18 protein-coding genes are annotated in these 23,967 nt (G+C 59.9%); 4 read left to right on the top strand and 14 right to left on the bottom strand.

The window, feature by feature from the left end; genetic code table 11:
* Positions 1–46: 46 nt before the first annotated feature.
* From exeG to G5137_RS04175, 11 genes are all read right to left on the bottom strand, one after another.
* Positions 47–478 (bottom strand): GspG family T2SS major pseudopilin variant ExeG, encoded by a 432-nt coding sequence (exeG, locus tag G5137_RS04225; RefSeq protein ID WP_421205431.1) that lies wholly within the window; start codon positions 476–478, stop codon positions 47–49.
* 97 nt (positions 479–575) lie between these two features.
* The gene (gene exeF / locus G5137_RS04220) at positions 576–1,796 is read right to left on the bottom strand and encodes a GspF family T2SS innner membrane protein variant ExeF (protein WP_005338296.1); all 1,221 of its coding nucleotides are present in this window, start codon (positions 1,794–1,796) and stop codon (positions 576–578) included.
* 1 nt (position 1,797) lies between these two features.
* Positions 1,798–3,303 (bottom strand): GspE family T2SS ATPase variant ExeE, encoded by a 1,506-nt coding sequence (gene exeE, locus G5137_RS04215; protein ID WP_075115638.1) that lies wholly within the window; start codon positions 3,301–3,303, stop codon positions 1,798–1,800.
* On the bottom strand, positions 3,303–5,342 hold the full coding sequence (exeD, locus tag G5137_RS04210; protein ID WP_040065842.1) for a GspD family T2SS secretin variant ExeD: 2,040 nt from the start codon (positions 5,340–5,342) through the stop codon (positions 3,303–3,305). Before exeD ends, exeE begins: the two co-directional genes overlap by 1 nt.
* Before the next feature lie 21 nt (positions 5,343–5,363).
* Complete coding sequence (exeC, locus tag G5137_RS04205) at positions 5,364–6,197, bottom strand: GspC family type II secretion system variant ExeC (RefSeq protein ID WP_005359021.1); 834 nt, start codon at positions 6,195–6,197, stop codon at positions 5,364–5,366.
* 227 nt (positions 6,198–6,424) lie between these two features.
* Positions 6,425–7,120, bottom strand: a complete 696-nt coding sequence (exeB, locus tag G5137_RS04200; protein WP_346196432.1) for a GspB family T2SS assembly factor variant ExeB — start codon at positions 7,118–7,120, stop codon at positions 6,425–6,427.
* Complete coding sequence (locus tag G5137_RS04195; protein ID WP_421254982.1) at positions 7,120–8,688, bottom strand: ExeA family protein; 1,569 nt, start codon at positions 8,686–8,688, stop codon at positions 7,120–7,122. The genes exeB and G5137_RS04195 overlap by 1 nt, the downstream gene beginning before the upstream one ends.
* A gap of 327 nt (positions 8,689–9,015) precedes the next feature.
* Entirely contained in the window at positions 9,016–10,461 is a 1,446-nt protein-coding gene (locus tag G5137_RS04190; protein WP_421254981.1) for an HD domain-containing phosphohydrolase, read from the bottom strand.
* 49 nt (positions 10,462–10,510) lie between these two features.
* Positions 10,511–11,632 carry a beta-ketoacyl-ACP synthase III gene (locus tag G5137_RS04185; RefSeq protein WP_206900249.1) on the bottom strand — a complete coding sequence of 374 codons (1,122 nt, stop codon included), beginning with the start codon at positions 11,630–11,632 and terminating at the stop codon, positions 10,511–10,513.
* A 54-nt stretch (positions 11,633–11,686) separates the two neighbouring features.
* Positions 11,687–12,850: a vWA domain-containing protein gene (locus G5137_RS04180; protein WP_421254980.1), complete on the bottom strand. Its 1,164-nt coding sequence runs from the start codon at positions 12,848–12,850 to the stop codon at positions 11,687–11,689.
* Between the two features lie 3 nt (positions 12,851–12,853).
* Positions 12,854–13,696, bottom strand: coding sequence for an AAA family ATPase (locus tag G5137_RS04175; protein WP_421254979.1), 843 nt, complete (start codon positions 13,694–13,696; stop codon positions 12,854–12,856).
* Positions 13,697–13,855: 159 nt separating this feature from the next.
* Here G5137_RS04175 and cysK point away from each other — a divergent pair, with 159 nt between their 5' ends.
* The 4 genes from cysK to crr all read left to right on the top strand — a co-directional run bounded on the left by cysK (position 13,856) and on the right by crr (position 17,850).
* On the top strand, positions 13,856–14,824 hold the full coding sequence (gene cysK / locus G5137_RS04170; protein WP_005338267.1) for a cysteine synthase A: 969 nt from the start codon (positions 13,856–13,858) through the stop codon (positions 14,822–14,824).
* A gap of 440 nt (positions 14,825–15,264) precedes the next feature.
* Positions 15,265–15,522 carry an HPr family phosphocarrier protein gene (locus G5137_RS04165; RefSeq protein ID WP_005338266.1) on the top strand — a complete coding sequence of 86 codons (258 nt, stop codon included), beginning with the start codon at positions 15,265–15,267 and terminating at the stop codon, positions 15,520–15,522.
* 46 nt (positions 15,523–15,568) lie between these two features.
* Positions 15,569–17,296, top strand: coding sequence for a phosphoenolpyruvate-protein phosphotransferase PtsI (ptsI, locus tag G5137_RS04160; RefSeq protein ID WP_421254978.1), 1,728 nt, complete (start codon positions 15,569–15,571; stop codon positions 17,294–17,296).
* Between the two features lie 44 nt (positions 17,297–17,340).
* Positions 17,341–17,850 (top strand): PTS glucose transporter subunit IIA, encoded by a 510-nt coding sequence (gene crr / locus G5137_RS04155; RefSeq protein ID WP_216953167.1) that lies wholly within the window; start codon positions 17,341–17,343, stop codon positions 17,848–17,850.
* A 99-nt stretch (positions 17,851–17,949) separates the two neighbouring features.
* Here the strand turns inward: crr and G5137_RS04150 are convergent, their stop codons facing one another.
* The 3 genes from G5137_RS04150 to pykF form a co-directional block, all read right to left on the bottom strand.
* Entirely contained in the window at positions 17,950–18,882 is a 933-nt protein-coding gene (locus G5137_RS04150; protein WP_421254977.1) for a GGDEF domain-containing protein, read from the bottom strand.
* A gap of 182 nt (positions 18,883–19,064) precedes the next feature.
* Entirely contained in the window at positions 19,065–22,394 is a 3,330-nt protein-coding gene (gene mscK, locus G5137_RS04145; RefSeq protein ID WP_064338454.1) for a mechanosensitive channel MscK, read from the bottom strand.
* Positions 22,395–22,544: 150 nt separating this feature from the next.
* Positions 22,545–23,957 (bottom strand): pyruvate kinase PykF, encoded by a 1,413-nt coding sequence (pykF, locus tag G5137_RS04140; protein WP_031227651.1) that lies wholly within the window; start codon positions 23,955–23,957, stop codon positions 22,545–22,547.
* Between the last annotated feature and the right edge of the window lie 10 nt (positions 23,958–23,967).

Genomic DNA, 23,967 nt, shown 5'->3' with positions numbered 1-23,967 from the left:
CAGGCTGCTCCAGCAAGGCGGAGTGAATGCGCTGGCGGCACATCACTTATTGGAAATCCTTCAGGTTCCAGTTGCCGATGTCGTCATCGGTACCGGCTTCACCATCCAGACCCATGGAGAAGATGTCGATCTTGCCGTACTGGCCCGGGCTCAGCAGCTGGTACGGGTTGCCCCAGGGATCTTGCGGCAGGCGCTTGATGTAGCCGCCATCGCGGTAGCTGCGCGGCGCCGGATCGATGGAAGGCTTGGTCACCAGCGCATCCAGACCCTGTTCTGTGGTCGGGTAGCGGTTGTTGTCCAGCTTGTACATGTCGAGGGCGTTTTCCAGCGCCACGATATCGGAGACCGCTTTCTGCTGGTCAGCCTTCTCCTTGTTGCCCATCAGGTTGGGCACCACCAGACTGGCCAGAATGCCGAGGATCACGATGACCACCATGACTTCCAGCAGGGTAAAACCGGATTGACGACGTTTGTTCATGAGTTGCTCCGTAACGAATGAGATGGGATGGCCCATCAGAGAGTGATCACTGGGTGGGTTCGACGGGCCGCCAGCGGCGCCACCGAACACCGGAAACTTACATATTCACCATATTGTTGAGCTCGAGGATCGGCTGCAGGATCGACATCACGATAAACAGCACCACCCCGGCCATGGAGACCACCAGCATGGGTTCGAACACCCCGAGGGCGATATTGACCTGGGATTCAAACTCCCGATCCTGGTTGTCTGCAGCCCGCTCCAGCATGCTGTCGAGCTCGCCGCTCTGCTCGCCGGAGGCGATCATGTGCAGCATCATGGGCGGGAAAATCTTGGTCTCGGTCAGCGACTTGCGCAGACTGGTCCCCTCGCGCACCCGTTCGGCGGCCTCGAGAATGCGCATTCTGGCAAAGTCGTTGGAGAGCACTTCGCCGGAGATCTTCATCCCCTCCAGCAGCGGCACCGCACTGGCGTTGAGGATGCTTAACGTGCGGGCGAAGCGGGCGGTGTTGAGACCGCGACTGACCCGGCCAATCACCGGCAGGCCGAGCAACACCTGATGCCAGCGCCGGCGGCGTTTTTCATCGGTGAGCCACCAGCGCCAGACAAAGCTGCCAAGGAAGATCAGCAGCAGGAACCAGAGGCCGTAGGCCTGCATCAGCTCGCTGGTACCGATGAGAAAGCGGGTGGTGCCCGGCAACTGCTGGCCCATGTGTTCAAACTGGGCCACCACCTTGGGTACCACGGCGGTGAGCAGGATCGAGATAACCCCGATGGCGACACAGGTGAGCACGATGGGGTAGATCATCGCCTGCAGCAGCTTGGTGCGCATGTGCTGGCGTTGTTCGGTGTAGTCGGCGAGGCGGTTGAGCACCTTCTCCAGATGGCCCGATTTTTCACCGGCCGCCACCATGGAGCGAAACAGCTGGTCGAACACATGTGGAAAAGCCCCCAGCGAGTCGGCCAGCGAATAACCTTCCACCACCTTGCTGCGCACGGTCGCCACCAGAGAGCGCAAGTGGGCTTTTTCACACTGCTCGGCCACCGCCTTGAGCGCCTCTTCGATGGTGAGACCGGCACCGACTAGGGTGGCCAGCTGGCGAGTGATCAGGGCCAGCTCGGCAGTGCTGGCACCGCGCCGAAACAGGGCGAAGCGGGTCGCTTCCCGTTTTGCCTTCTCGGTGGTCTCGTTTACCTCGAGGGGGGTGAGCCCCTGCTCGCGCAGCAACTGGCGTACCTGACGGGCGGAATCCCCCTCCATCACGCCGCTCTTGCTGCGCCCCTTGTTGTCGAGGGCCTTGTATTCGAATGCCGCCATCTCAATCTTCCCGGGTCACGCGCAGTACCTCTTCGAGGCTGGTCTGCCCCTTGAGGACCTTGTCGATGCCGTCACGGCGGATGCTGGGGGTGTGGCCGCGGATCAGCCGCTCGATGGCGAGCTCGCCGCTGGCACTGTGAATGGCTTCACGCACCGCTTCATCGATCACCACCAGCTCGTGGATACCGGTCCGGCCACGGTAGCCGGTGTGGTTGCACAGCTCGCAGCCGACCGGGCGCCACACCTGCTGATCGGGAGCCAGCTCGATGCCCATGGCGAGGCGCTCCTGCTCGGTGATGGGGCGCGGGGCGCGGCAATCGGGGCAGAGGGTGCGCACCAGCCGCTGGGCCAGCACCGCCAAGAGCGACGAGGAGAGCAGGAAGGGCTCGATCCCCATGTCCCGCATCCGGGTGATGGCGCCGATGGCGGTGTTGGTGTGCAGGGTCGACATCACCAGGTGACCGGTCAGTGACGCCTGCACCGCAATCTGGGCGGTTTCCAGATCTCGAATTTCCCCCACCATCACCACATCCGGGTCTTGGCGCAGGATGGCGCGCAGGCCGCGGGCGAAGGTCATGTCCACCTTGGTATTGACCTGGGTCTGGCCCACCCCTTCGAGGTCATATTCGATGGGGTCTTCCACCGTCAGGATGTTGCGGTCCCGCGAGTTGATTTCAGACAGCGCCGCATAGAGGGTGGTGGATTTACCGGAACCGGTCGGGCCGGTGACCAGAATAATGCCGTGGGGCTTGCGAATGAGCTCGCTGATGATGGTGCGGTTGGCCGCGGTCATCCCCAGCTGCTTGAGCTCGAGGCGCACGTTGTTCTTGTCGAGCAGACGCAGTACCACCCGCTCGCCGTAGCTGGACGGCATGGTGGAGACCCGCACGTCGACGGCGCGGCCGCCGATACGCAACGAGATACGGCCATCCTGCGGCACCCGCTTCTCGGCGATATCCATCCGCGACATCACCTTGATCCGCGAGACCAGCAGTGATGCCAGCTTGCGATGGGGGCGAAGGATCTCCCGCAGCACCCCGTCGATGCGAAAACGAATGACCAGTGCCCGCTCGAAGGTCTCGATATGGATATCGGAGGCCTCCTCCTTGATCGCCTCGCTCAGCATGGCGTTGATGAGACGAATGATGGGGGCGTCGTCGTCGGCGTCCAGCAGGTCTTCGCTCTGGGGCAGCTCTTCGGCCAGGGCGAAGAAGTCCATCTCGTTGCCGAGATCTTCCATCAGCTGGCGCGCCTCGGAGGAGTCGCGCTGGTAGTGAGCCATCAGCAGCTCTTCGAAGGCCTCGTTGTCGAGCTGCTCCACCGCGAAGCTGCAACCCGCGACCCGCCGCACTTCCAGCAAGGCCTGCGGAGTGACGCCTGGGCGGCACTGCAATACAGGTGCCCCCTCCCGCTCAATCAGGATCACCCCGAAATTGCGGGCAAAGACAAAGGGGAGCTCGGGCAGTGGCGCAGGCCCGGCGCTTCCATCCAGATGGTAGGCACTCATCAGGGCTTACTCTGCACAAACGGGGTGGTGGTCTCGACAGTGTTCTGCTGTCTGCTCCGCATCTCGTTGATCTGCTTCTGGATCTCTTTTTGCAGCTCGGGCGACACCATCACATCCTGGCCATAGGCAGGCAATACCTGACGTTTGGGCGAGGTGAGATAGCCCTCCTGGGCAGCCGCATCCAGCTGTTCGGCGCGGAACAGGGAGTACTTGTTGCTGGAGACACCGGTATAGACGTCCGCATCGCGCAAGATGGTCGGCCGGATAAAGACCATCAGGTTGCGCTTGGAGGTGGTGTTGGAGGTGGAGCGGAACAGATAGCCCAGCACCGGGATATCGCCCAGCAAGGGCACCTTGGAGACCTGCTCCTTGGTCTCCTCATTCATCAAACCGCCCAGCACCACGGTTTCGCCGCTTTTGACCAACACTGCGTTCTTGACGGTACGGGTATCGAAGGTGGGGCCAAGGTTGGCAGTACCGGTCGCCTGGGTCTGGGCGACGCTGGAGACCTCCTGCTCGATATTGAGCAGCACCGAATCCCCCTCGTTGATCTGCGGGGTTACCACCAGCTTGGTGCCCACCGTCTTGCGCTCAATGGTGTTGAACACCTGATCGCTGGTGGTAGAGCTTTGCGAACCGCTCTGGACCGGGACCTCCTGACCGACGTTGAAGGAGGCCTCCTTGTTGTCCATGGTGACGATACTCGGGGTGGAGAGAATATCGTTCTTGGTATTGGAGGCCAGCGCCGTGGCCAGCATGGCCCAGTCGCCGTGATAGAAACCGGCGGCCATACCGTTGAACTCTTTCAGCAGACCGGCAGCGGTGTCGGTCTTGCCATTCTGGTAATCCTTGCCCGCCGCGATGGCGCTGCCGAGGGGCAGACCTGAGTTGGTGAACTGGGTGCCACCGCCGTTGGCATTGCCCCACTGGACGCCAAGGGTGAGGCCGTCGCCATCCTGCATCTCGACGATGATCGCCTCCACCAGCACCTGGGCGCGGCGGATATCGAGCTTGGCCACCACCTGCTCCAGTTCGGACATCACGTCCGGCTGGGCGGTGATGACCAGCGCATTGGTGGTCTCGTCGGCGGAGATGGCCAACTTGCCACCGCCGATGCTGGCGCCACCTGTGGTTGCGCCGCCGCCCTTCTTGTCGGCCTCGATGCTGGAGCTGACGCCCTTGAGCACCTCGACCATGTCTTTGGCCTTGCCATATTTGAGGTAGAAGACCCGGGTGTTGCCCTGGCTCTGCAGGTCGCGGTCGAGCTGGCGCACCATCTGGATGATGCGGGCGCGCGCTTTCGGCTCACCACTCACCACCACAGAGTTGGTGCGCTCGTCGGCCACCACCTTGGGGGAGAGCAACAGGGAAGCGGTGCCGCCCTGTGGGTTACCATCCTTGTTGAGATTGGTTACCAGCCGCACCATTTCACCCGCCGAGGCGAACTTGAGCTTGATGATGTCCACATCCTGATCGCCTGCGCGGTCGACCCGGTTCACCACCTCCACCAGACGGTTGACCACGGCGGCGCGGCCGGTGATCAGCAGCACGTTGGAGGGCTCGTAGTGCACCACGTTGCCACCACCGGCGTTGTCGTTGAGCTGGCGCAGCAGTGGCGCCAGTTCACGGACCGAGACGTTGCGCACCGGCACTACTCTAGTCACCATCTCGTCGCCGGAGCCCGGGTTGCTGCCATCCACCACCGGAATGGCGGAGGTCTTGGCATCCCGCGAGCGCAGCACCTTGAGCACCCCGTTGTCCATCGGCACCACGGCAAAGCCGTAGACGTCGAGCACGCTCAGGAAGAACTGGTAGTACTGCTCCTCATTGAGCAGGTCGTAGCTGCGCACGTTGATCTTGCCGCGCACCGAGGGCTCTATGATGATGGTTTTATTGAGGTTCTTGCCCACCGTATTGATGAACTCTTCAATGTCGGCGTTCTTGAAACTGGCAGAGTATTCGGTGGCCCAGGCTGAGCCCGCCATCATCAGTGCCGCTGCGATAGTGGCCAGACGCCAGCTTTTCCCTTTAGTGGTCATTATTGGTACGACTCCAAATCATTATTCTGACAAGCGCACATAGATGTCGAACTGTTCGCCCTGTCGCTCGACGGTCACTGTCATTTCCGTTGCGCCAGCCATCTGCTGCATCGCCTGCATGGCTTGCATGTTGTCCCGTAAATCCAGCCCGTTGATGCTGATGGCCAGGTCATTGGCCTGCAGCCCGCTCTGGTTGAAAAACTCAGGATTGCTGCCCGGATTGAGGCGATAGCCGGTCATGCGGCCATCCACCTGAACCGGTGAAATATTGAGGTAATCGGTGATCTTGCCCGGATCGGCCATCAGCTCGCTGCGCAGGGAGCCAAGGGGGGCGGCGTTGGTCTGCGGCAGCGGCTTGCCATACTCCTCGCCATCCAGCATCAGGGTCTCGTCGCGGCCATCCCGCTCGATGATCACCCGATCCGGATAGACCTGCCGGATCCGCGCCTGGGTGCCGTCAATCATGTCACCGACCCCGTAGGAGTTCTGGATGCCGGACATGGCGATGATGGCGATGGATTTGGCGGGATCCGAGCTGGCCAGCACCCCGTTGAGCTGGGCATTGAGCTGGGTACGCGGCGCATTGGCGGCCACGGCGGCTTTGGCTTGCGCCTTGGGGATCGCCTTGCCAAACAGCGCCAGTCGGCTTACCTCGCCCAGTTCAAGGCGCGGGTTGCTCTGGCCGTTGACCGCTACGGCGGAGGGTTGCCACGGTTGGCTGGTTTGCGGGCTTGCCAAGGTGAGCAGACGCCAGGTGAGGGCGGCGCTCTGCTGGGCCAGCATGATCAGCAGCGCCAGAAAGGCCACCTGGGTGACTCTGGTCATGGGAAGCCGCCGGCACTGGGCCAGTAGCATGGTCAAGATGTCATCCCTGAATCGTAGCGTCATATTAATCAACAAATTCCAGGCTCTGGGGCGGCTGCGTATTGTGTACGGCCGGTGGCTGTGACACAACGGGTCGGGGCGCGCCAAACCGTAAAAATGGATATTTCATCACACCGTAAACCTTTGAATGCTCACAAAAGTGGCACTCAGGTGAGGTGCATCCTGCTTGCCAGCAAACATCAGGGTACGGTGTGTACTCATCCTCGCCAATCCTGCAGCGCCTTGAGGGTCACGCTCTGTCCGGCGACCTGCAGCACTATGTATTGCTGGTCGATGGTGGCGAGCACGACTCCCGGGGCGATTTCGCTCCCCTCCCGGTATTCCCGGCCATTGAGCACCACGGCCCGCTTGGCGGGGTTGGAGGAGAACACATGAGAGCCATAGCTCAATTGCGGTACCTGCTGGCGCACCGATTGGGGTGCCGAGCCCAGCGCCATCAACTGGGCCGGTTGCACGTTGTTCTGGCCGGTGGGGTGTGGCGTCTCCTGCAATGGGGTTTCATTGAGGGCTTTCATCAGCTGCTCGGCCAGACTCAGCGCGGGGGTATTCCCCTGACTGGTTCCTTCGTTTTTGGCTACTGCTCTGGGTTGGGCCACCGGCTCCGGCAGGGGCGGGGGCAGCGGACGGGTCACCATCGCCTTGGGTTCGACCCGCACGAAGGGTGGAGTGATCACCTCTTTCACCTCCACCTTCTCCTCGATGGGGCGCAGGTGGAGCAGATGCCAGCCATAGTTGGCGCCCGCCCCCAGCAGCAAGGCCAGGGGAGCCAGCAGCCAGCCGATGCGGCGTGGGCTGCGCTCCTCTTCCCGGGGCATGGGCAAGCCCATGGCCGGAATATGGGCGGAGAGTTGCGGTTGCTGCGCACGGCGCAGCGCCTTGAGCAGGGTAGACATCAGGAGGCCTCCTCCAGTCTGGGCATGGGTTCACCGGAGAGGGCGTTGAGACGCAGCAGGGTGTTGCTGCCAGCGATGCCGTCAGGGGTGAGTCCTTGATCCCGCTGGAACTGCTGCAGTTTGTCTTTGAGCTCGCCATCGAAACGGCGCACCTTGCGTTCGGGTTGTTGCAACGCACGGCTGAGGGCATTGTCGAGCCACTGGATCTGGGTCTGACCGGCATTGCTGGCGATCAGGCTGACGCCCCCTTTCGGCATGCGCCAGAGCAGGGTGTAGCTGCCGCCCCAGTTGTCGCTGAGCCACTGGCGATCCACCTGCCAGCTTTGGTCACCGATCATCAGACTGGCCTTGTTCGGCCCCAGATTGACCAGGGTCGCGTAGTAGAGGCCGCCAGTCTGGTCAGTGAGTGTGATCATGGCTGGGTACTGCAGGGCGCGCAGCTCGTCAAGGCTCGCCTCGCCCTCCTGACAGCGCAGACCGGCACGGGGGGCGTTATCGCAGGTTGCCTCGAACGGTTCCGGTTCATAACCCCAGACCCGATAGAGATTCTGCATGGCGCTGTCGGGGTCGATGGCCTGATTGATTGCCTCGGTCAGCTGCTCCTGCTGCTCGGCGGTCTCGTCGATGGTGACCGGCACCTCGACCTTGACTACCGGACGGGTAGGGAACACGCCGAAAAATTGCCAACCCCACCAGCCTGCGGCCACCAGCAGGGCGCCCGCCAGCGTCACCATCAGACCGGAGGCCCAGCTTCCTTCGTCCCGAACGCCATTGACCTCGAAGGCGGCCTGGCTGATATCGCTGTGGACAATCTTGTAGCTGCCACGGGCGAAAGCGGCGATCAGGGCGCGGTCGCAGATGAGGTTGATGAAACGAGGGATGCCGCCACTCAGGCGATGGAGCGTCTTGATGGCGCGCGGGGTAAAGATGGGTTGTACGCAGCCTGCAACTTGCAGCCGGAAGCGGACGTAGGCATCCACATCGCTGTGAGAGAGCGGCAGCAGGTGATAGCGGGCGGTAATGCGTTGGGCCAGCTGGCGCAGCAGGGGTTGGCGCAACATCTGTTGCAGTTCGGGCTGGCCGATCAGCACCACTTGCAGCAGTTTTCGTTCGTCGGTTTCGAGGTTGGTGAGCAGACGCAACTGCTCCAGTACGCCGGGCAGCAGGTGCTGCGCCTCATCCACCAGTACCACGCTGCGCTTGCCTGCCGCCAGGTTGGCCAGCAGGTGATCGCGAATAAGGTCGAACAGCCGCTTGATCCCGGCATCTTCGGGATAGGGGAGTTGAAACTCGTCACAGATGGCGGCCAGCAGATCCCGTTCGGTCAGAGAGGGGTTGAGGATATAGGCGATCTCGGTCTCGGCGGGGAGCTGTTGCAGCAGGCAGCGGGAGACGGTGGTTTTGCCAGTGCCCACTTCGCCGGTCAGCAGCACAAAGCCGCCGCCATCCTGCAATCCATAGTTGAGATGAGCAAGGGCTTCGCCGTGGCGCTCGCTCATATAGAGGTACTTGGGATTGGGCGAGATGGAAAACGGGTGTTCCGAGAGGCCGAAGAACTGTGTGTACATGAGGGTATTCTTTTGTAGCCGGCGACAGATGAAAAATGTCTCCGGATGATAGCAAACCTCGCTTTCATTGGAAGCCATCATTGGCGCCGGAGGGCAAATTGCGGCCTTTTCCTGCCATCTTGTGATCCCGGTTGCGTCATTGGCACGAATCCGGATCACAAAATGACAAAAAATAGCTGTAAATAAAGGGAAATATCAATATGGGCGCGGCCTGGCAAATGCCGTCAGCATGGCGCGGAATCGGCCATGGTCAGACCTGTTTGTGTACAATTTATGACGCCGGTTGCCCTGTCAGCCATCAGGGCAAGCTGGTCGGAATGTACTTGCTCAGTGGTGATCCTGAAACTGCGCGGCAATCTCCCTGAACTGCGCTTCGCAGGCGAGAAACGCCGCGACAATGCCGGGATCAAAATGGCTGCCGCTCCCCTTCACGATGATCTCCTTCGCTTCTTCATGGCTGAAAGCAGGTTTGTAGACCCGTTTCGAGATGAGGGCATCGTAGACATCCGCTACCGCCATCAAGCGCCCGGAGAGGGGAATATCCTCACCCGCCAGCCCTGCCGGATAGCCGCTGCCATCCCACTTTTCGTGGTGGGTGAGGGAGATCTCCCGGGCCAGCCGCAAGAAGGAGTTGGAGCCCAGCTGCGCCTCGGCGCTCGCCAGCGCATCGGCGCCGATCTGCGGGTGGCGCTTCATGATGGCGAACTCCTCGTCGGTCAGCTTGCCCGGTTTGAGCAGGATGGCATCGGGAATGCCCACCTTGCCCACATCGTGCAGCGGGGCCGACTTGAACAGCAGATCGATGGTGGCGTCATCGAGCGGATAGCGATCCCAATCACTGCGACTGAGGTATTGCGCCAGCGCCTTCACATAATGCTGGGTGCGGATGATATGGGCGCCGGTCTCGTTGTCCCGGGTCTCCGCCAGCGAGGCGAGGCCAAGGATGGCCACGTCACGGGTCAGGTTGAGCTCGTCGCTGCGGGATTTCAGCTCACCGATCATCTGATTGGTGCTGGCGGCGATAAGGCCAAACTCGTCATCCCGGGTGACCGGCACCCGGGCGTCGAAGTCACCACACTGTACTCTGGCCATTGTGCTGGTCTGCTGGCGCAGGGATAGGCCGAGATTGCGACCATAACCGTGGATGATGAGGGCGAGATAACAGAAGGTCACCGTCATTACGAAGGCGATCTCCCACAGGATGTAGTGCTGGGCATCGACCCTCGGCAGGCTGCGCTCCACCGTCACCAGCCACTCCAGATCCTTGTTGAACAGCAAGAAGAAGACGCCTCCCAGCAGGGTGAGGGTCGCCAGAGTAAAGAGGGTGAACTTGCGTGGCAGCGGCATGGTCAGCGGGTGGCTCAGTGCCAGGCTCTGCTCGGCTTGCCGTGCTCTGGCCCGATGCAAGTCTCGCTCCAGAGTCAGGTCGGCCGCTACCAGAAAGCCGAGGGTGGTCATCCCCAGCAGCACCTTGAGGTGACTCTCCAGCGGGAAGTTGTGGGCCAGGGCGTTGTAGCTCGAGAGCAGCAGTGTCCCCAGCAGGTAGAAACCCACCTCCAGTCCAAACCCATCCAGCCCGTTGCGCGCCAAGGGCCGACTTGAGAGCAGCAAATTGCGCACGGCGAACATGATGGTGAACGTCACCAGGGTCGGCCCCAGCAACTGGGGCAGGGTGAGACTCTCGAGAAACGGGCAAACCTGCCAGCCATAGAGACAAAATAGTGACAGGGTTACCCCGTAGTGCAGGGCGCAGCGCCCCGTGATCCTCTGCATATTCCCACCCATGTTGCTGGTTATTGTTATGTCGGCGGGAGGCCCGCCATTACAGGCGCCGCAGCAGCAGGCTACCGATGGAGTAGCCAGCGCCAAAGGAGCACAGTACGCCGCGAGCCCCCGCAGGAAGGTCGCGATTGTACAGATGAAACGCGATGATGGAACCCGCCGAGCTGGTATTACCATAGCTATCAAGAATGACCGGCGCCTCCTGCTGGCTGGCATCGTGACCGAGCAGCTTGCGACCGATGAACTGGTTCATGGTGAGGTTGGCCTGATGGAGCCAGAGCCGGTTCAGGCTCTCGGCAGGCCAGCCCTGCTCGTCGAGCTGGTTGGCTATCTGGTCGCACACCAGCGGCAATACCTCCTTGAACACCTTGCGCCCCTGCTGGCGAAACAGCTTGTCGTCGCTGTAGCGGGTACGCGGGCTCAGCCGGTTCAGAAAGCCGAAGTTGTTGCGGATGTTGTTGGAGTATTGAGTCACCAGCTTGCTGGCTACCAGTTGCCACGGATTGGCCGCCTTGCAATCGGTCTCCCGCTCCAGCAGCACCGCGGTGCAGGCATCGCCGAAGATAAAGTGACTATCCCGATCGCGAAAATTGAGATGCCCCGAGCAGATCTCCGGATTAACCACCAGCGCCACGTTGGCGGTGCCTGCCGCCAGCATGTCGGCGGCTGTCTTGATGCCGAAGGTGGCGGACGAGCAGGCCACGTTCATGTCAAAGGCCATGCCGCTCGCCCCCAGATAATGCTGCAGCTCGATGGCCAGCGCCGGGTAGGGGCGCGGCATGTTGGAGGCGGCGACGATGACCAGATCGATCTCTCCCGGCTCGCGACCGGCGGCGATCAGTGCCTGCTCGGCGGCAGCCACCGCCATCTCCACCATGATGGAGGGCATCTCGTCGGGCCGCTCCGCCAGCAGCGGCTGCATGATGTCGGGGTTGAGCACCCCTTCGCGGCTCACCAGATAACGGCTCTTGATGCCGGACGCCTTCTCGATGAACTCGCAACTGGAGTGCTGCTTGGCGGGGAGCTGGCCGGCGTCGATGGCGGAGGCGTTCTCCTCGTTGTAGAGATCCACATACTGGTTGAAGGCGGCCACCAGCTCTTCATTGCTGACGGCAAAGGGTGGGGTATAGAGGCCTGAGCCACTGATCACGATAGAGGTCATCTTTGCTCCTCGCCGGGTGCGTTCCCGGCTTGTCGGTTTATAGGGTAGAGAGGGTTACAGCTGGTCGATCGCCGCAGCGAGACCCGCGAGAGTCAGCGGATGCATCCGTCCGCCAACCACGTCATTCATCAGTTTGATGGAGGGATGCCAGAGCCACTCCCGCCGCGGGGTGGGATTGATCCACACCAGTTTGGGAAAGTGCTGCTGCAAGCGGGTAAGCCACACCTGACCCGACTCCTCGTTCCACTGCTCGACACTGCCGCCCGGCCAAGTGATCTCGTAGGGGCCCATGGTGGCATCCCCCACAAGGATCACCCTGTAGTCGCTGCCGTAGGTGCGCAGCAGCCGCAGGGTATCGAACCGCTCCTCAACGCGGCGGGAGTTATCCTTCCAGACGAAGTCGTAGAGGCAGTTGTGAAAATAGAAGTACTCCAGATGCTTGAACTCGTGGCGCAACGCAGAGAAGAGGCGCTGCACCTCGGCCACGTGGGCATCCATGGAGCCCCCCACATCGAAGAAAACCAACAGCTTCACCCCGTTGTGGCGCTCGGGCCGCAGCTTTACATCGAGCCAGCCCTGGCGGGCAGAACTTTTTATGGTGTCGTCGAGATCCAGCTCGTCGGGATTGCCTTTGCGCACCCAGCGTCTGAGCTTGCGCAGCGCGAGCTGGATGGCACGCTGGCCGAGCGGTGAGTCGTCGCTGAAGTTGCGATAGTGACGGGCCTCCCACACCTTGGCCGCCTTGCCGTGCTGCCCCTCTCCACCCATGCGCACCCCCTCGGGGTGAAAACCGCCGTGGCCAAACGGGCTGCTGCCACCTGTTCCCACCCACTTGTTGCCGCCGGCGTGGCGCTCTTTCTGCTCGTTCAGCCGCTGATTAAGGGTTTCCAGCAGCTTGTCGAGTCCGCCGAGGGATTTGAGCAGCGCCTTCTCCTCTGGGCTCAACAGTCGCTCGAACTCCTTGCGCAGCCACTCCTCGGGCAGGCTCTCCGGCAGCAGGGGGATGGCTTCCAGCCCCTCGTAGTATTCGGCGAAGGCGCGATCGAAGCGATCGTAGTGGGCCTCGTCTTTTACCAGCAGGCAGCGGGAGAGTTGGTAGAACTCGTCCATATCGATAGCGACCAGCCGGGCTGCCAGCGCGGCGTGCAAGTCCAGCAGCTCGCGCAGGCTGCAGGGGAGCTTGTGGCGGCGCAAGTGGGTAAAAAAGTCGATCAGCATAAATTAGCTGCCGCGCCGGGCCAGAAAGGCGAGCTTCTCGAATAGATGCAGATCCTGCTCGGTCTTGAGCAGGGCGCCATATAGTGCGGGCACCAGCTTGCCCGGCTCGCGGGCACGCATTGCCTCGGGGGCGATATCGTCGGCCAAGAGCAGGCGGATCCAGTCCAGCAGCTCCGAGGTAGAGGGCTTCTTGCGTAGCCCCTCTACCTCGCGCAGCTCGAAGAAGAGATCCATCGCCTCGCCAAGCAGGCTCTCCTTGAGGTCGGGGTAGTGGAGTTTGACGATGGCCTGCATCTCGGCCTTGTCGGGGAAGCGGATGTAGTGGAAGAAACAGCGGCGCAGGAAGGCATCCGGCAGCTCTTTTTCGTTGTTGGAGGTGATGATGACCACCGGACGCTGGCGCGCCTTGACTCGCTCGCCGGTCTCGTAGACGTCGAACTCCATCCGGTCCAGCTCCAGCAGCAGATCGTTGGGGAATTCGATGTCGGCCTTGTCGATCTCGTCGATCAGCAGCACAGGTCGCTGCTCAGCGTTGAAGGCCTGCCACAACTTGCCTTGACGAATGTAGTGACTGATATCGGCCACTCTGGGGTCGCCGAGCTGGGAGTCCCGCAGCCGGGCCACCGCATCATATTCGTAGAGACCCTGTTGAGCCTTGGTGGTGGACTTGATATGCCAGGCAATGAGATCGGTGCCGAGATGGTCGGCGACCGCTTCCGCCAGCACCGTCTTGCCGGTGCCCGGCTCCCCTTTGATTAGCAGCGGTTTTTCGAGGGTGATGGCGGCATTGACCGCCATCTTCAATGCATCGGAGGCGAGATACTGGCTGCTTCCTGAAAATCCCATAACGTCGGTTCCTTTGACGATTGGCTCCCGGTGTCAGGGGCCAGAGAGAATAAGCTCTATATGTTGTAATACCATATGGTTATAACGAATAGTCACTTCTCATTCAGAAACCACAGGGTAATCTTGTTTCATCGTCGTAACAAACACAGGGATAGCGCCATGAGCAAAATTTTTGAGGACAACAGCCAGACTATCGGTCACACCCCGCTGGTTCGTCTCAACCGTGTTACCAAAGGCCGCGTGCTGGCCAAGATCGAGAGCCGCAACCCCAGCTTCAGCGTCAAGTGCCGTATCGGTGCCAACCTGATCTGGGATGCCGAGAAGCGCGGCATCCTGACCAAGGGTAAGGAGATTATCGAGCCCACCAGCGGCAACACGGGTATTGCTCTGGCCTTTGTCGCGGCAGCTCGCGGCTATCCCATCACCCTGACCATGCCGGCCACCATGAGCCTGGAGCGCCGCAAGCTGCTCAAGGCGCTCGGTGCCAATCTGGTGCTGACCGAAGGGCCCCTCGGCATGAAGGGGGCCATTGCCAAGGCCAACGAGATCCTCGAGTCCGAGCCGGGCAAATATGTGTTGCTGCAACAGTTTGAAAACCCGGCCAACCCGGAGATCCACGAAAAGACCACCGGCCCCGAGATTTGGGATGCCACTGACGGCGAGGTAGATGTGTTCGTGGCCGGGGTTGGTACCGGCGGCACCATTACCGGGGTCTCCCGCTATCTGAAACAGACTAAAGGCAAGGCGGTGGTCTCTGTTGCGGTCGAACCGGCCGAGTCGCCGGTCATCAGCCAGAAGCTGGCCGGTGAAGAGATTAAACCCGGCCCCCACAAGATCCAGGGGATCGGCGCCGGCTTTATCCCGGGTAACCTGGACCTCTCCCTCATCGACCGGGTGGAGAAGGTGACCAGTGACGAAGCCATCGAGATGGCCCGTCGCCTGATGGAGGAGGAGGGGATCCTGGCCGGTATCAGCTCCGGTGCTGCGGTGGTGGCTGCCAGCCGTCTGGCCGAGCTGCCGGAATTTGCGGGCAAAACTATTGTGGTCATCCTGCCGAGCGCGGCGGAGCGTTACCTCTCCAGCGCCCTGTTTGCCGGGGTGTTCAGCGAGCAGGAGCTGCAGCAGTAACTGATCGGAATCTTTCAAAACAGCGGCGCTCCTAGGAGCGCCGCTTCTTTATGGGCTAGACTCAACCCCTGTTAGTGTCACTTGATCCTTATTTTTTGGGGTAAAATAACAAGTTCCGGAGTGAGAAAAAAAGCAGACATTCCGCTCTAAATCTCATATCCTGTGCGGCGTCACGCGGTGTTTGCTGGCTGGGTATCACAAAGTAACAAAGTGTTATTTTTCGTTATAAAATAATTTCAGGCCAGTCCTGATGCGGCTTGTAGCCCAATAACTGAAAATTGCCAACCAGCGCGCCGATTACTGCACAGAAACTTGACCTGGATTAAACCATTGCGGGTCTGCTTTCGTTACTTTACAACATATCCATACTGACACGGTGGGTCAGGTTGCTTCAAAAACGACCAATCCACCAAAAAATATCAATAATATGGGGTGAAACCATGTACGAGAAGTCTGTTGTTATTACTGCTGAAAACGGCCTGCACACCCGTCCGGCAGCTCAGTTCGTGAAAGAAGCCAAAGAATTCCAAAGCGAGATCACTGTGGTCTCCGGTGGAAAGTCCGCCAGCGCCAAGAGCCTGTTCAAGCTGCAGACCCTGGGCCTGACCAAGGGCACCAACGTAACCATCCAGGCTGACGGCCCGGATGCCCAGCAAGCTGTTGAGAAGCTGGTTGCCCTGATGGACGAGCTGGAGTAATCCAGCTTTAGATTCCTCCCCCACAGTCGTTTTAATAGGAAGGATTATGATATCTGGCATTCTTGCGTCCCCCGGTATCGCATTCGGTAAGGCGCTTCTTCTTAAAGAAGATGAAATCGTTATCAATCAGGGCAAAATCTCTGCTGATCAGATTGATGGCGAGATCAACCGTTTCCTCGAAGCTCGTACCAAGTCAGCTGCCCAGCTGGAAGCCATCAAAGAGATGGCCGGTCGCACCTTCGGTGAGGAAAAAGAGGCCATCTTCGAAGGCCACATCATGTTGCTCGAAGATGAGGAGCTGGAAGGGGATATCAAATCCTTCATCAAAGAGAACAAGGCATCCGCCGACAAAGCCATCTATGAGGTGATCGAGCAGTACGCCAAGATGATGGCCGAGCTGGATGACCCCTATCTGCGCGAGCGCGCTACCGACTTCCGTGACATCGGTACCCGTCTGGTGAAGAACGTGCTGGGCATCGCCGTTGTCAACCTGAGCACCATCGACGAAGAGGTGATCCTGGTCGCCAAAGACCTGACCCCGTCTGAAACCGCTCAGATCAACCTGAAATATGTGCTGGGTTTCGTCACCGATATCGGTGGCCGTACCTCTCACACCTCCATCATGGCCCGCTCCCTGGAGCTGCCGGCCGTGGTAGGCACCAACGACATCACCGAGCGCGTCAAGAACGGTGACATGCTGGTGCTGGATGCGATCAATAACCAGATCATCATCAATCCGACCGCTGAACAGCTGAACGAAGCCAAGAAGTTCCAGGCTCAGTTCCAGGCCGAGAAAGATGAGCTGGCCAAGCTGAAAGATCTGCCTGCCATCACGCTGGATGGTCACCAGGTCGAAGTGTGCGCCAACATCGGTACCGTCAAGGATACCGAAGGTGCCATCCGTAATGGCGCCGAAGGCGTGGGTCTGTACCGTACCGAGTTCCTGTTCATGGACCGTGACGCGCTGCCGACCGAAGACGAGCAGTTCAAAGCCTACAAAGAAGTGGCCGAAGCGATGCCGGATCAGCCGATCATCGTGCGTACCATGGACATTGGCGGCGACAAAGAGCTGCCGTACATGAATTTCCCGAAAGAGATGAACCCCTTCCTGGGCTGGCGTGCCGTGCGTATTTTCTTCGACCGCGAAGACATCATGCACGCTCAGCTGCGGGCAATTCTGCGTGCGTCTGCCTTCGGCAAACTGCGCATCATGTTCCCGATGATCATCTCTGTCGAAGAGTTCCGTAGCCTGAAAGTTACCGTAGAGACGCTGAAAGCCGAATTGCGTGCCGAAGGCAAAGCCTTTGATGAATCCATCGAAGTGGGTATCATGATCGAGACCCCGGCCGCTGCCGTGATGGCTCATCATCTGGCCAAGGAAGTGGATTTCTTCAGTATCGGTACCAACGACCTGACCCAGTACACCCTGGCTGTCGATCGTGGTAACGAGATGATCTCCGCTATGTACAACCCGCTGTCACCCTCCGTCCTGACCCTGATCAAGATGGTTATCGATGCGTCCCACGCCGAAGGCAAGTGGACCGGTATGTGTGGTGAACTGGCTGGTGACGAGCGCGCCACTCTGCTGCTGCTGGGTATGGGTCTGGATGAGTTCTCCATGAGCGCCATCTCTGTACCGCGTATCAAGAAGCTTATCCGCAACACCAGCTTCGAAGATGTGAAGGCAATGGCTGACCAGGCATTGAGCTTTGCCACCGCTGCTGAAATCGAAGCGTGCGTAGATAACTTTATCAAGCAGAAGGCAGTCTGCTAAGATCGGCTGCAAACAGCGACAAATCATCTTTAGGAGCTTTTACTATGGGTCTGTTCGACAAACTGAAGAAACTGGTGTCCGACGATAGCGCAGATACCGGCGGCATCGAAATCTTTGCTCCGCTGTCTGGCGAAATCGTGCCGATCGAAGATGTGCCTGACGTTGTCTTCGCCGAGAAGATCGTGGGTGACGGCATCGCCATCAAGCCGGCTGGCAACAAGATGGTTGCTCCGTGCGACGGCACCATCGGCAAAATCTTCGAGACCAACCATGCGTTCTCTCTGGAGTCCGACTCTGGGATCGAGCTGTTCGTTCACTTCGGTATCGACACCGTTGAACTGAAAGGCGAAGGCTTCAAGCGTATCGCTCAGGAAGGCCAGCAGGTCAAGCGCGGTGACACCATCATCGAATTCGATCTGGCCGTTCTGGAAGCAAAAGCCAAATCTACCCTGACTCCAGTGGTCATCTCCAACATGGACGAGATCAAAGAGCTGGTGAAGATGACTGGTGCCGTGACTGTGGGCGAGACTCCGGTTATCCGCATCAAGAAGTAATGGTCGGCTGGCCTATGCCAGTTGCCGCAGTAAAAAACCGAAGCCTGGTGCTTCGGTTTTTTTATGGTTGCGTGCGAGCTTCCCTTTCTGGCTATCAGGCTATTGTGCCGAGATGACCACCCGGTTACGTCCCTGCTCCTTCGCCTGATAAAGGGCTCGGTCTGCCATCATCAGCAGATAGTCGATGCTCTCCTGACCCTTCATGCCGGCACACCCCAGACTGATGGTTAGCGCGATCTGTTCTCCTTGCCATGGCAAGCGGGTGGTACTGACATGCTGGCGCAGTTGCTCGGCACGTTGTGCCGCCTGCTCAATGCTGCAGTCTGGCAGGATCAACAGAAACTCCTCTCCACCCCAACGGGCCAGGCTTTCCCCGGGCAACAACTGGCCCGCCATGGCATGGGCGACGGCGCAGAGTGCGGCATCGCCCGCAGGATGGCCGTAGCGGTCGTTGACCTGCTGGAAATGGTCGATATCTCCCAACACCACCGAGAGGGGCTGGCCCTGCAACCAGAGAGCCTGCAGCTGTTGCTGGGCGCCACGCCGGTTGGTCAGTTCGGTGAGGGGATCGGTGCAGGAGAGGCGGCTCACCTCTTCTACCATGCATTGCAGGTCGTGGATATCGCGAAAGGTGACGATATGGCTATCCGGGATGGCATCTGCCCCCAGCTGGGCGGTGACGATAAACCAGCGAGAGTGGCCACTCTTGCATCGGATCAGCGCCGGCATCTCGGCGACCTCCAGTCCATGGTGCAGGCTCTGCTCTATCTGGTTATGCCAAGCCTGAATTACCGAGTTGCGATAGCTCTCATCGGGATAGGCGAGGTGAAACCAGCTCTCCATGTCCGGCAGATCCTGCAGCTCATAGCCCAGCTGTTCGCGAAAGGCCCTGTTGAGGAAGAGATGGCGACGCAGGGGGATCCGGTCGGGTGACATATGACCCTGGCTGGCTGTCGACTCGGACACCAGGATTGGGAGCGGGATCACATCAAAGGAGCGAAACAGAATGTGCTCTAGTTGTTGGTCATCCATGGGCGAAAACGCGGCTCCCTGCTCTCCCGTTCGTCAGCCTACATTAGGTGAGAGACCGCAGCGGGTAAACTCATTTATCACTCTCCGGCGGTTGCCTGAGTGGACGGTCGTGGCAACGGGAACATAAAAAAGCCGCTCACCTGGGTGAGCGGCTGTTGTCATCAGATCAGTGCAGTTCGCTATCAGGCTGGCTGCTTGCCATCTTCCGCGGGCGGCGGCAGGGCGGCGGAGTTGGACTCCACCTTCTGCTCTTCGCCCTGCATGTTCTTGATGTAGACATCCATCTGGTTGAAGGCGATTTCGATGCCGTTCTCGCGGAACAGCTGGTCGATCTTGCGGTTCAACTCGTCCACCGCCGGGTTGCGGTCTCCCAGTTCGCTCACGAAGAAGCGCAGCTCGTGATCCAGAGTACTGGCGCCAAAGGTGAGGAAGTAGACGATGGGGGCCGGGTCTTTCAGCACGCGGCTGTTTTCGTCGGCCGCCTGCTTGAGCAGGGTGCGGGTCAGCTCGAGATCCGAGCCATACGCCACGCCCACCCGTACGATCACCCGGGTGACGGTATCACTCAGCGACCAGTTGATGAGCCGTTCTGTCATCAGCTGCTGGTTGGGGATGATCACCTCTTTGCGGTCGAAGTCGGTCAGGGTGGTGGCGCGAATGCGGATCCGCGAGACGGTACCGGAGAAGGAGCCGATGGTGACGGTGTCACCGATCCGCACCGGACGCTCGAACAGGATGATGATGCCGGAGACGAAGTTGGAGAGGATCTCCTTCATGCCAAAACCGATACCGACTGACAGACCACCTGCTACCCACTGCAGCTTGTCCCACTGCACGCCCATCATGGAGAGAGCGGTCAGGGAGCCGAAACCGATCAGCACGTAGTTGAGCATGGTGGTGATGGCGTAGGCGGTCCCCTGAGCCAGGTTGAGCTTGGAGAGCACCAGCACCTCCAGCAAGCCGGGCAGGTTGCGCGCCAGTGACCATGCACCGCCGAGCAGCAGGAAGCCGATCAGCACGTCACTCAGGCTGATGGGGAACAGCACGGCGTTGGCGCCGGTGCCTTCACTGCGGTGCCACAGCACCATGCTGTCGAGGTAGGAGAAGACCGCGACCAGATCAGACCAGAGCCAGTAGAAGGCGACACCGAAGATCAGCATCAGCACGGTACGGGTCAGACGCAGGGATTGCTGGCTGACATCCTCCAGATCCATGGGCTGCTCTTCAATGGACTCGCCACCTTCTGCATCTTCCGAAGATTTGTGCTCACGCTTGGCCACCGCACGGCGGTAGGCCAGACGACGGGCAGCCAGCTCAAGACCACGCAGGGCGGTGCGGTAGACCAGGCTCCAGATGATGATGAGGTAGAAGGATTCGATCAGGCGACCGGTCAGCTTCAGCGCGGTGTAGTAGTAACCGAGCACCGCCAGCACGATCAGCGCCACCGGCGCCAGCGCCAGGGCGATGGCGATCAGCGACTTCTGCATGCTCGCCTCGCCCTTGATGCGGGCGCGGGAGATGGGGAACACCAGATAGGCGGCCAGCCCCAGCAGGGTCAGGGTCATGGCCTGGCCGATCACGTCGTTGCCCAGGGTGGAGGGTTCAACCACCGCCTTGGTTGCGAGCATGATGAGCGGCAGCAGTGGCAACCAGATGTAGCGCATGCTGTTGCGCTTGGCCTGCAGCTCCGCTTTCGGGATCCGGAAGTGGGTTTCGGCGATGCCGCCCGGGCGCATCACCGTCAGATAGACGCTGAACACCAGATAACCGAGGGCGAGGTTCAGGGTGATCTGGAACATCAGCTTGGCACTGAGCAGACCGCAGTAGGTGAGCAGCAGACCACCAGCCAGAATGAACATGCTGCCCGGCAGGCGTTGCAGCACGGTATAGAGCAGGGCGCGCGGGGTGTGCCACTGGCTGTCCTGACGGAAACGGCCAAGGTCCTTGGTGATCTTCTTCTCGCGCTCAACCAGCGCCGGACGTTTCCAGACCAGCAGGCCGCCGATCAGCAGCAGCGGGAAGGCGAGCAGGGAGATCCCCAGCAGCTCTTCGCGCCAGCGTTTCCAGTCCGGTTTCAATACCCAGTCGGAGGCCTGTTTGTAGGCCTGGGCGGGCCAGCTGATAAACCACTTGCTGTCGATGGGCTTGTTGCTGCTTACCCAGAAGATATGTTGCTGCAGGGTAAATTCGATAGAGGCATAGACCCGCGCCAGCTGCTGCTGGGTCAGCTGCAGGCTGATGGCATTGGTGAGCTGGCTGTCGAGTTGGCGGTTGAGCTGATCGAGCAGATTGATACGGGTATCGAGCAGCTTGGCAAGGCTCTCCTTGTCCTCTTCGCTGACCGGATCCTTGCTGCCGGCGATCAGATTGTCCAGATAGAGGTTCTTCTGGAACAGCTGGTCACGCTGCTGGCTCAGTTCAAACTGAGCCAGATGCAGATCGGCGATCTGCTCTTCCAGGTTTTTGACGGCGATGGTGGGTGCCGCTTCCAGCTGCTGGTAGAGCTGATAGAGGATGCGCGACAGCAGCAGATTGCCCTTGAGCATCTGCACCTGTTCATTGAGGTTGCGCTCGGTCTGGATGCCGCGCTCCAGCCAGCTCTTGGCTTGCAGATTTTTCTGGACCAGCGAGTTAAGGCTGGTGGTGGCACCGATCAGCTGTTGGCTGAGCTGGTGGTTGAGTTCCTGCTCTTTTTGCACCAGCGGGCTGTCTTCGGTCGCCACCAGTTCACCGGTCTGCTCGGCGGTTTTTTCGGTGTCGCCAAGGCGTTTGGCGCTGCTCTGATCCTGCAACAGCTGCAGTTTCTGCTCTTCGCTGGCGAGACGGGCACTCTGGTAGTCGCGCTGCTTGATCGCCAGATCCTGCATGCTGGTACGGTTATCCAGCTCCTTTTGCAGGTGGGCCAGCTGCAGGTCGAGCAGGGCCAGCTCGGCACCGAGTTTCATCTTCTCGGCGCTGGAGACGCTTTCACCTGCGTTGAGGCGGGTACGGATCTCCTGACTGCGCTGGTAGGCACGGCTCATGCTGGCCTGGGCCCGCTCCGGCAGGGTCTGCAAGCTGGTGAGCTGGCTGCCGATGGCGCCGAGGGCCTCCTGGGCCGCCTGCATGTTGGCCAGCACTTCCGGCTGACGGCTGTCGAGCTCTGCCAGACTCATGCTGGCGTATTCGCTCTTGATCTGCTCCGCACTCTTGCCCTTGGTCAGGGCATCGAGCTTGGCGCTGATCTCTCTGAGTTCGGTGGGCAGGTTGCGGATCCGCTGGGCCTGAGTCTTGGCCTTTGCCTCTTCCTTGTCGATGCTGTCGAGCAGAGCGAGGGTTTCGGTCAGCAACTTCTGATCCGCTTGCTGACTGACGGTCAGGGTCTCTGATTTACCCAGACCATCCAGCGCTCGCTGAACTGCGTTGCGAGAGGGGACATCTTGCGCCATGGCTTGCGGGACGCAGAGGCTGGCGAGGAGACAGAGCAGCGGCAACAGAGTGGCCGAGACTCTTTTAAAACATATTGAGGGCATATAACTTCCGGGTTATTACGCGATATTCGGGAGATTTCCCGCATAGATTAAATTCGCGTGGATTCTAACACCGGGCTTGTCAGGTAAGCAGGGGGGAGGGACAAAAAAAACGGCGCCCGCAGGCGCCGTTTTCAACTCGTTCAGCTCTGATTAAAGAACGTGAACAGAAGCGGTGTTGGTGGTACCGCTCGGTACCAGAGCACCGGAGACCATCACAACCACGTCACCTTTCAGACCCATGCCGATTTCCAGCGCGGCTTCTTTACCGATGCGATAGAAATCGTCGGTAGAGGCGATGCTGTCAACCACGTGGGCAACCACACCCTTGGTCAGAACCAGCTGGGCAGCAGTTTTCTTGTTGGTGGTGATAGCCAGGATCCAGGCTTTCGGGAAGTACTTGCGAATGGCCTTGGCAGACTTGCCGCCTTCGGTAGCGACCACGATCAGCGGGGCGTCCAGCTTCTCGGAGGTCTCTACGGCGCCTTTACATACGGCTTCGGTGATGCGCAGCTTGTTGCTGTCGTTGGCAGCAGACAGGTTGGACGGCATCACGGCATCGGTACGCTCGCAGATGGTGGCCATGATGGTCACGGCTTCCAGCGGGTACTTACCCTTGGCGGATTCACCGGACAGCATGACTGCGTCGGTACCGTCCAGGATGGCGTTGGCCACGTCACCAGCTTCGGCGCGGGTCGGACGCGGGTTCTTGATCATGGAGTCCAGCATCTGGGTGGCAGTGATAACCACTTTGCGGGCTTTGTTGCACTTGGCGATGATCATCTTCTGGGCGAAGATAACTTCTTCAACCGGGATCTCTACACCCATGTCGCCACGAGCAACCATGATGCCGTCGGAAACAGCCAGGATCTCGTCGAAGTTGTCCAGACCTTCCTGGTTTTCGATCTTGGAGATGATCTGGATGTTCTCGCCACCGTGGGCTTTCAGGTGCTCACGGATTTCCAGAACGTCTTCTTTCTTACGGATGAAAGAAGCAGCAACGAAATCAACGCCTTGCTCGCAACCGAAGATCAGGTCGCGCTTGTCTTTCTCGGCCAGGGCCGGCAGCTTGATGGAGACGCCCGGCAGGTTAACGCCTTTGTTCTCGCCCAGGTCACCGTTGTTCAGCACTTTACAGATAACTTCGCGCTCGGTGATTTCGATAACGTCCAGACCGATCAGGCCGTCATCAACCAGGATGCGGTTGCCGACGCGCAGATCGTTGGCGAAACCGGCATAGGTCACAGCCACTTTGTCTTTGTTGCCAACCACGGTCTGGTCGGTGGTGAAGGTGAAAGTCTGGCCAGCGACCAGCGCGACGTCGTTGCCGCCTTCCAGCTTCATGGTACGGATTTCCGGACCCTTGGTGTCCAGCAGGATAGCTGCGTGCTTGCCGGTCTCGGCCATCACAGCGCGCAGGTTGCTGATGCGGCTGCCGTGCTCGGCGTAGTCACCGTGGGAGAAGTTCAGGCGCATGACGTTCATGCCGGCGTCCAGCATTTTGGCCAGCATTTCTTTGGATTCGGTCTTCGGACCGATGGTGCAGACAATTTTGGTCTTTTTCATGTCAATCTTC

It is taken from the genome of Aeromonas sp. 600282, assembly GCF_049175755.1.
Lineage (GTDB): Bacteria > Pseudomonadota > Gammaproteobacteria > Enterobacterales > Aeromonadaceae > Aeromonas > Aeromonas veronii_A.
This window is presented reverse-complemented; position numbering and strand designations above follow the sequence as displayed.

Coding starts and splice junctions, on each gene's coding strand:
- exeC (WP_005359021.1), bottom strand. CDS start 6,197: ATGCTACTGGCCCAGTGCCGGCGGCTTCCCATGACCAGAGTCACCCAG.
- G5137_RS04150 (WP_421254977.1), bottom strand. CDS start 18,882: ATGGATGACCAACAACTAGAGCACATTCTGTTTCGCTCCTTTGATGTG.
- G5137_RS04185 (WP_206900249.1), bottom strand. CDS start 11,632: ATGACCTCTATCGTGATCAGTGGCTCAGGCCTCTATACCCCACCCTTT.
- exeE (WP_075115638.1), bottom strand. CDS start 3,303: ATGAGTGCCTACCATCTGGATGGAAGCGCCGGGCCTGCGCCACTGCCC.
- pykF (WP_031227651.1), bottom strand. CDS start 23,957: ATGAAAAAGACCAAAATTGTCTGCACCATCGGTCCGAAGACCGAATCC.
- ptsI (WP_421254978.1), top strand. CDS start 15,569: ATGATATCTGGCATTCTTGCGTCCCCCGGTATCGCATTCGGTAAGGCG.
- G5137_RS04195 (WP_421254982.1), bottom strand. CDS start 8,688: ATGTACACACAGTTCTTCGGCCTCTCGGAACACCCGTTTTCCATCTCG.
- exeF (WP_005338296.1), bottom strand. CDS start 1,796: ATGGCGGCATTCGAATACAAGGCCCTCGACAACAAGGGGCGCAGCAAG.
- exeD (WP_040065842.1), bottom strand. CDS start 5,342: ATGACCACTAAAGGGAAAAGCTGGCGTCTGGCCACTATCGCAGCGGCA.
- G5137_RS04165 (WP_005338266.1), top strand. CDS start 15,265: ATGTACGAGAAGTCTGTTGTTATTACTGCTGAAAACGGCCTGCACACC.
- exeG (WP_421205431.1), bottom strand. CDS start 478: ATGAACAAACGTCGTCAATCCGGTTTTACCCTGCTGGAAGTCATGGTG.
- G5137_RS04190 (WP_421254981.1), bottom strand. CDS start 10,461: ATGCAGAGGATCACGGGGCGCTGCGCCCTGCACTACGGGGTAACCCTG.
- crr (WP_216953167.1), top strand. CDS start 17,341: ATGGGTCTGTTCGACAAACTGAAGAAACTGGTGTCCGACGATAGCGCA.
- exeB (WP_346196432.1), bottom strand. CDS start 7,120: ATGTCTACCCTGCTCAAGGCGCTGCGCCGTGCGCAGCAACCGCAACTC.
- G5137_RS04175 (WP_421254979.1), bottom strand. CDS start 13,696: ATGGGATTTTCAGGAAGCAGCCAGTATCTCGCCTCCGATGCATTGAAG.
- mscK (WP_064338454.1), bottom strand. CDS start 22,394: ATGCCCTCAATATGTTTTAAAAGAGTCTCGGCCACTCTGTTGCCGCTG.
- cysK (WP_005338267.1), top strand. CDS start 13,856: ATGAGCAAAATTTTTGAGGACAACAGCCAGACTATCGGTCACACCCCG.
- G5137_RS04180 (WP_421254980.1), bottom strand. CDS start 12,850: ATGCTGATCGACTTTTTTACCCACTTGCGCCGCCACAAGCTCCCCTGC.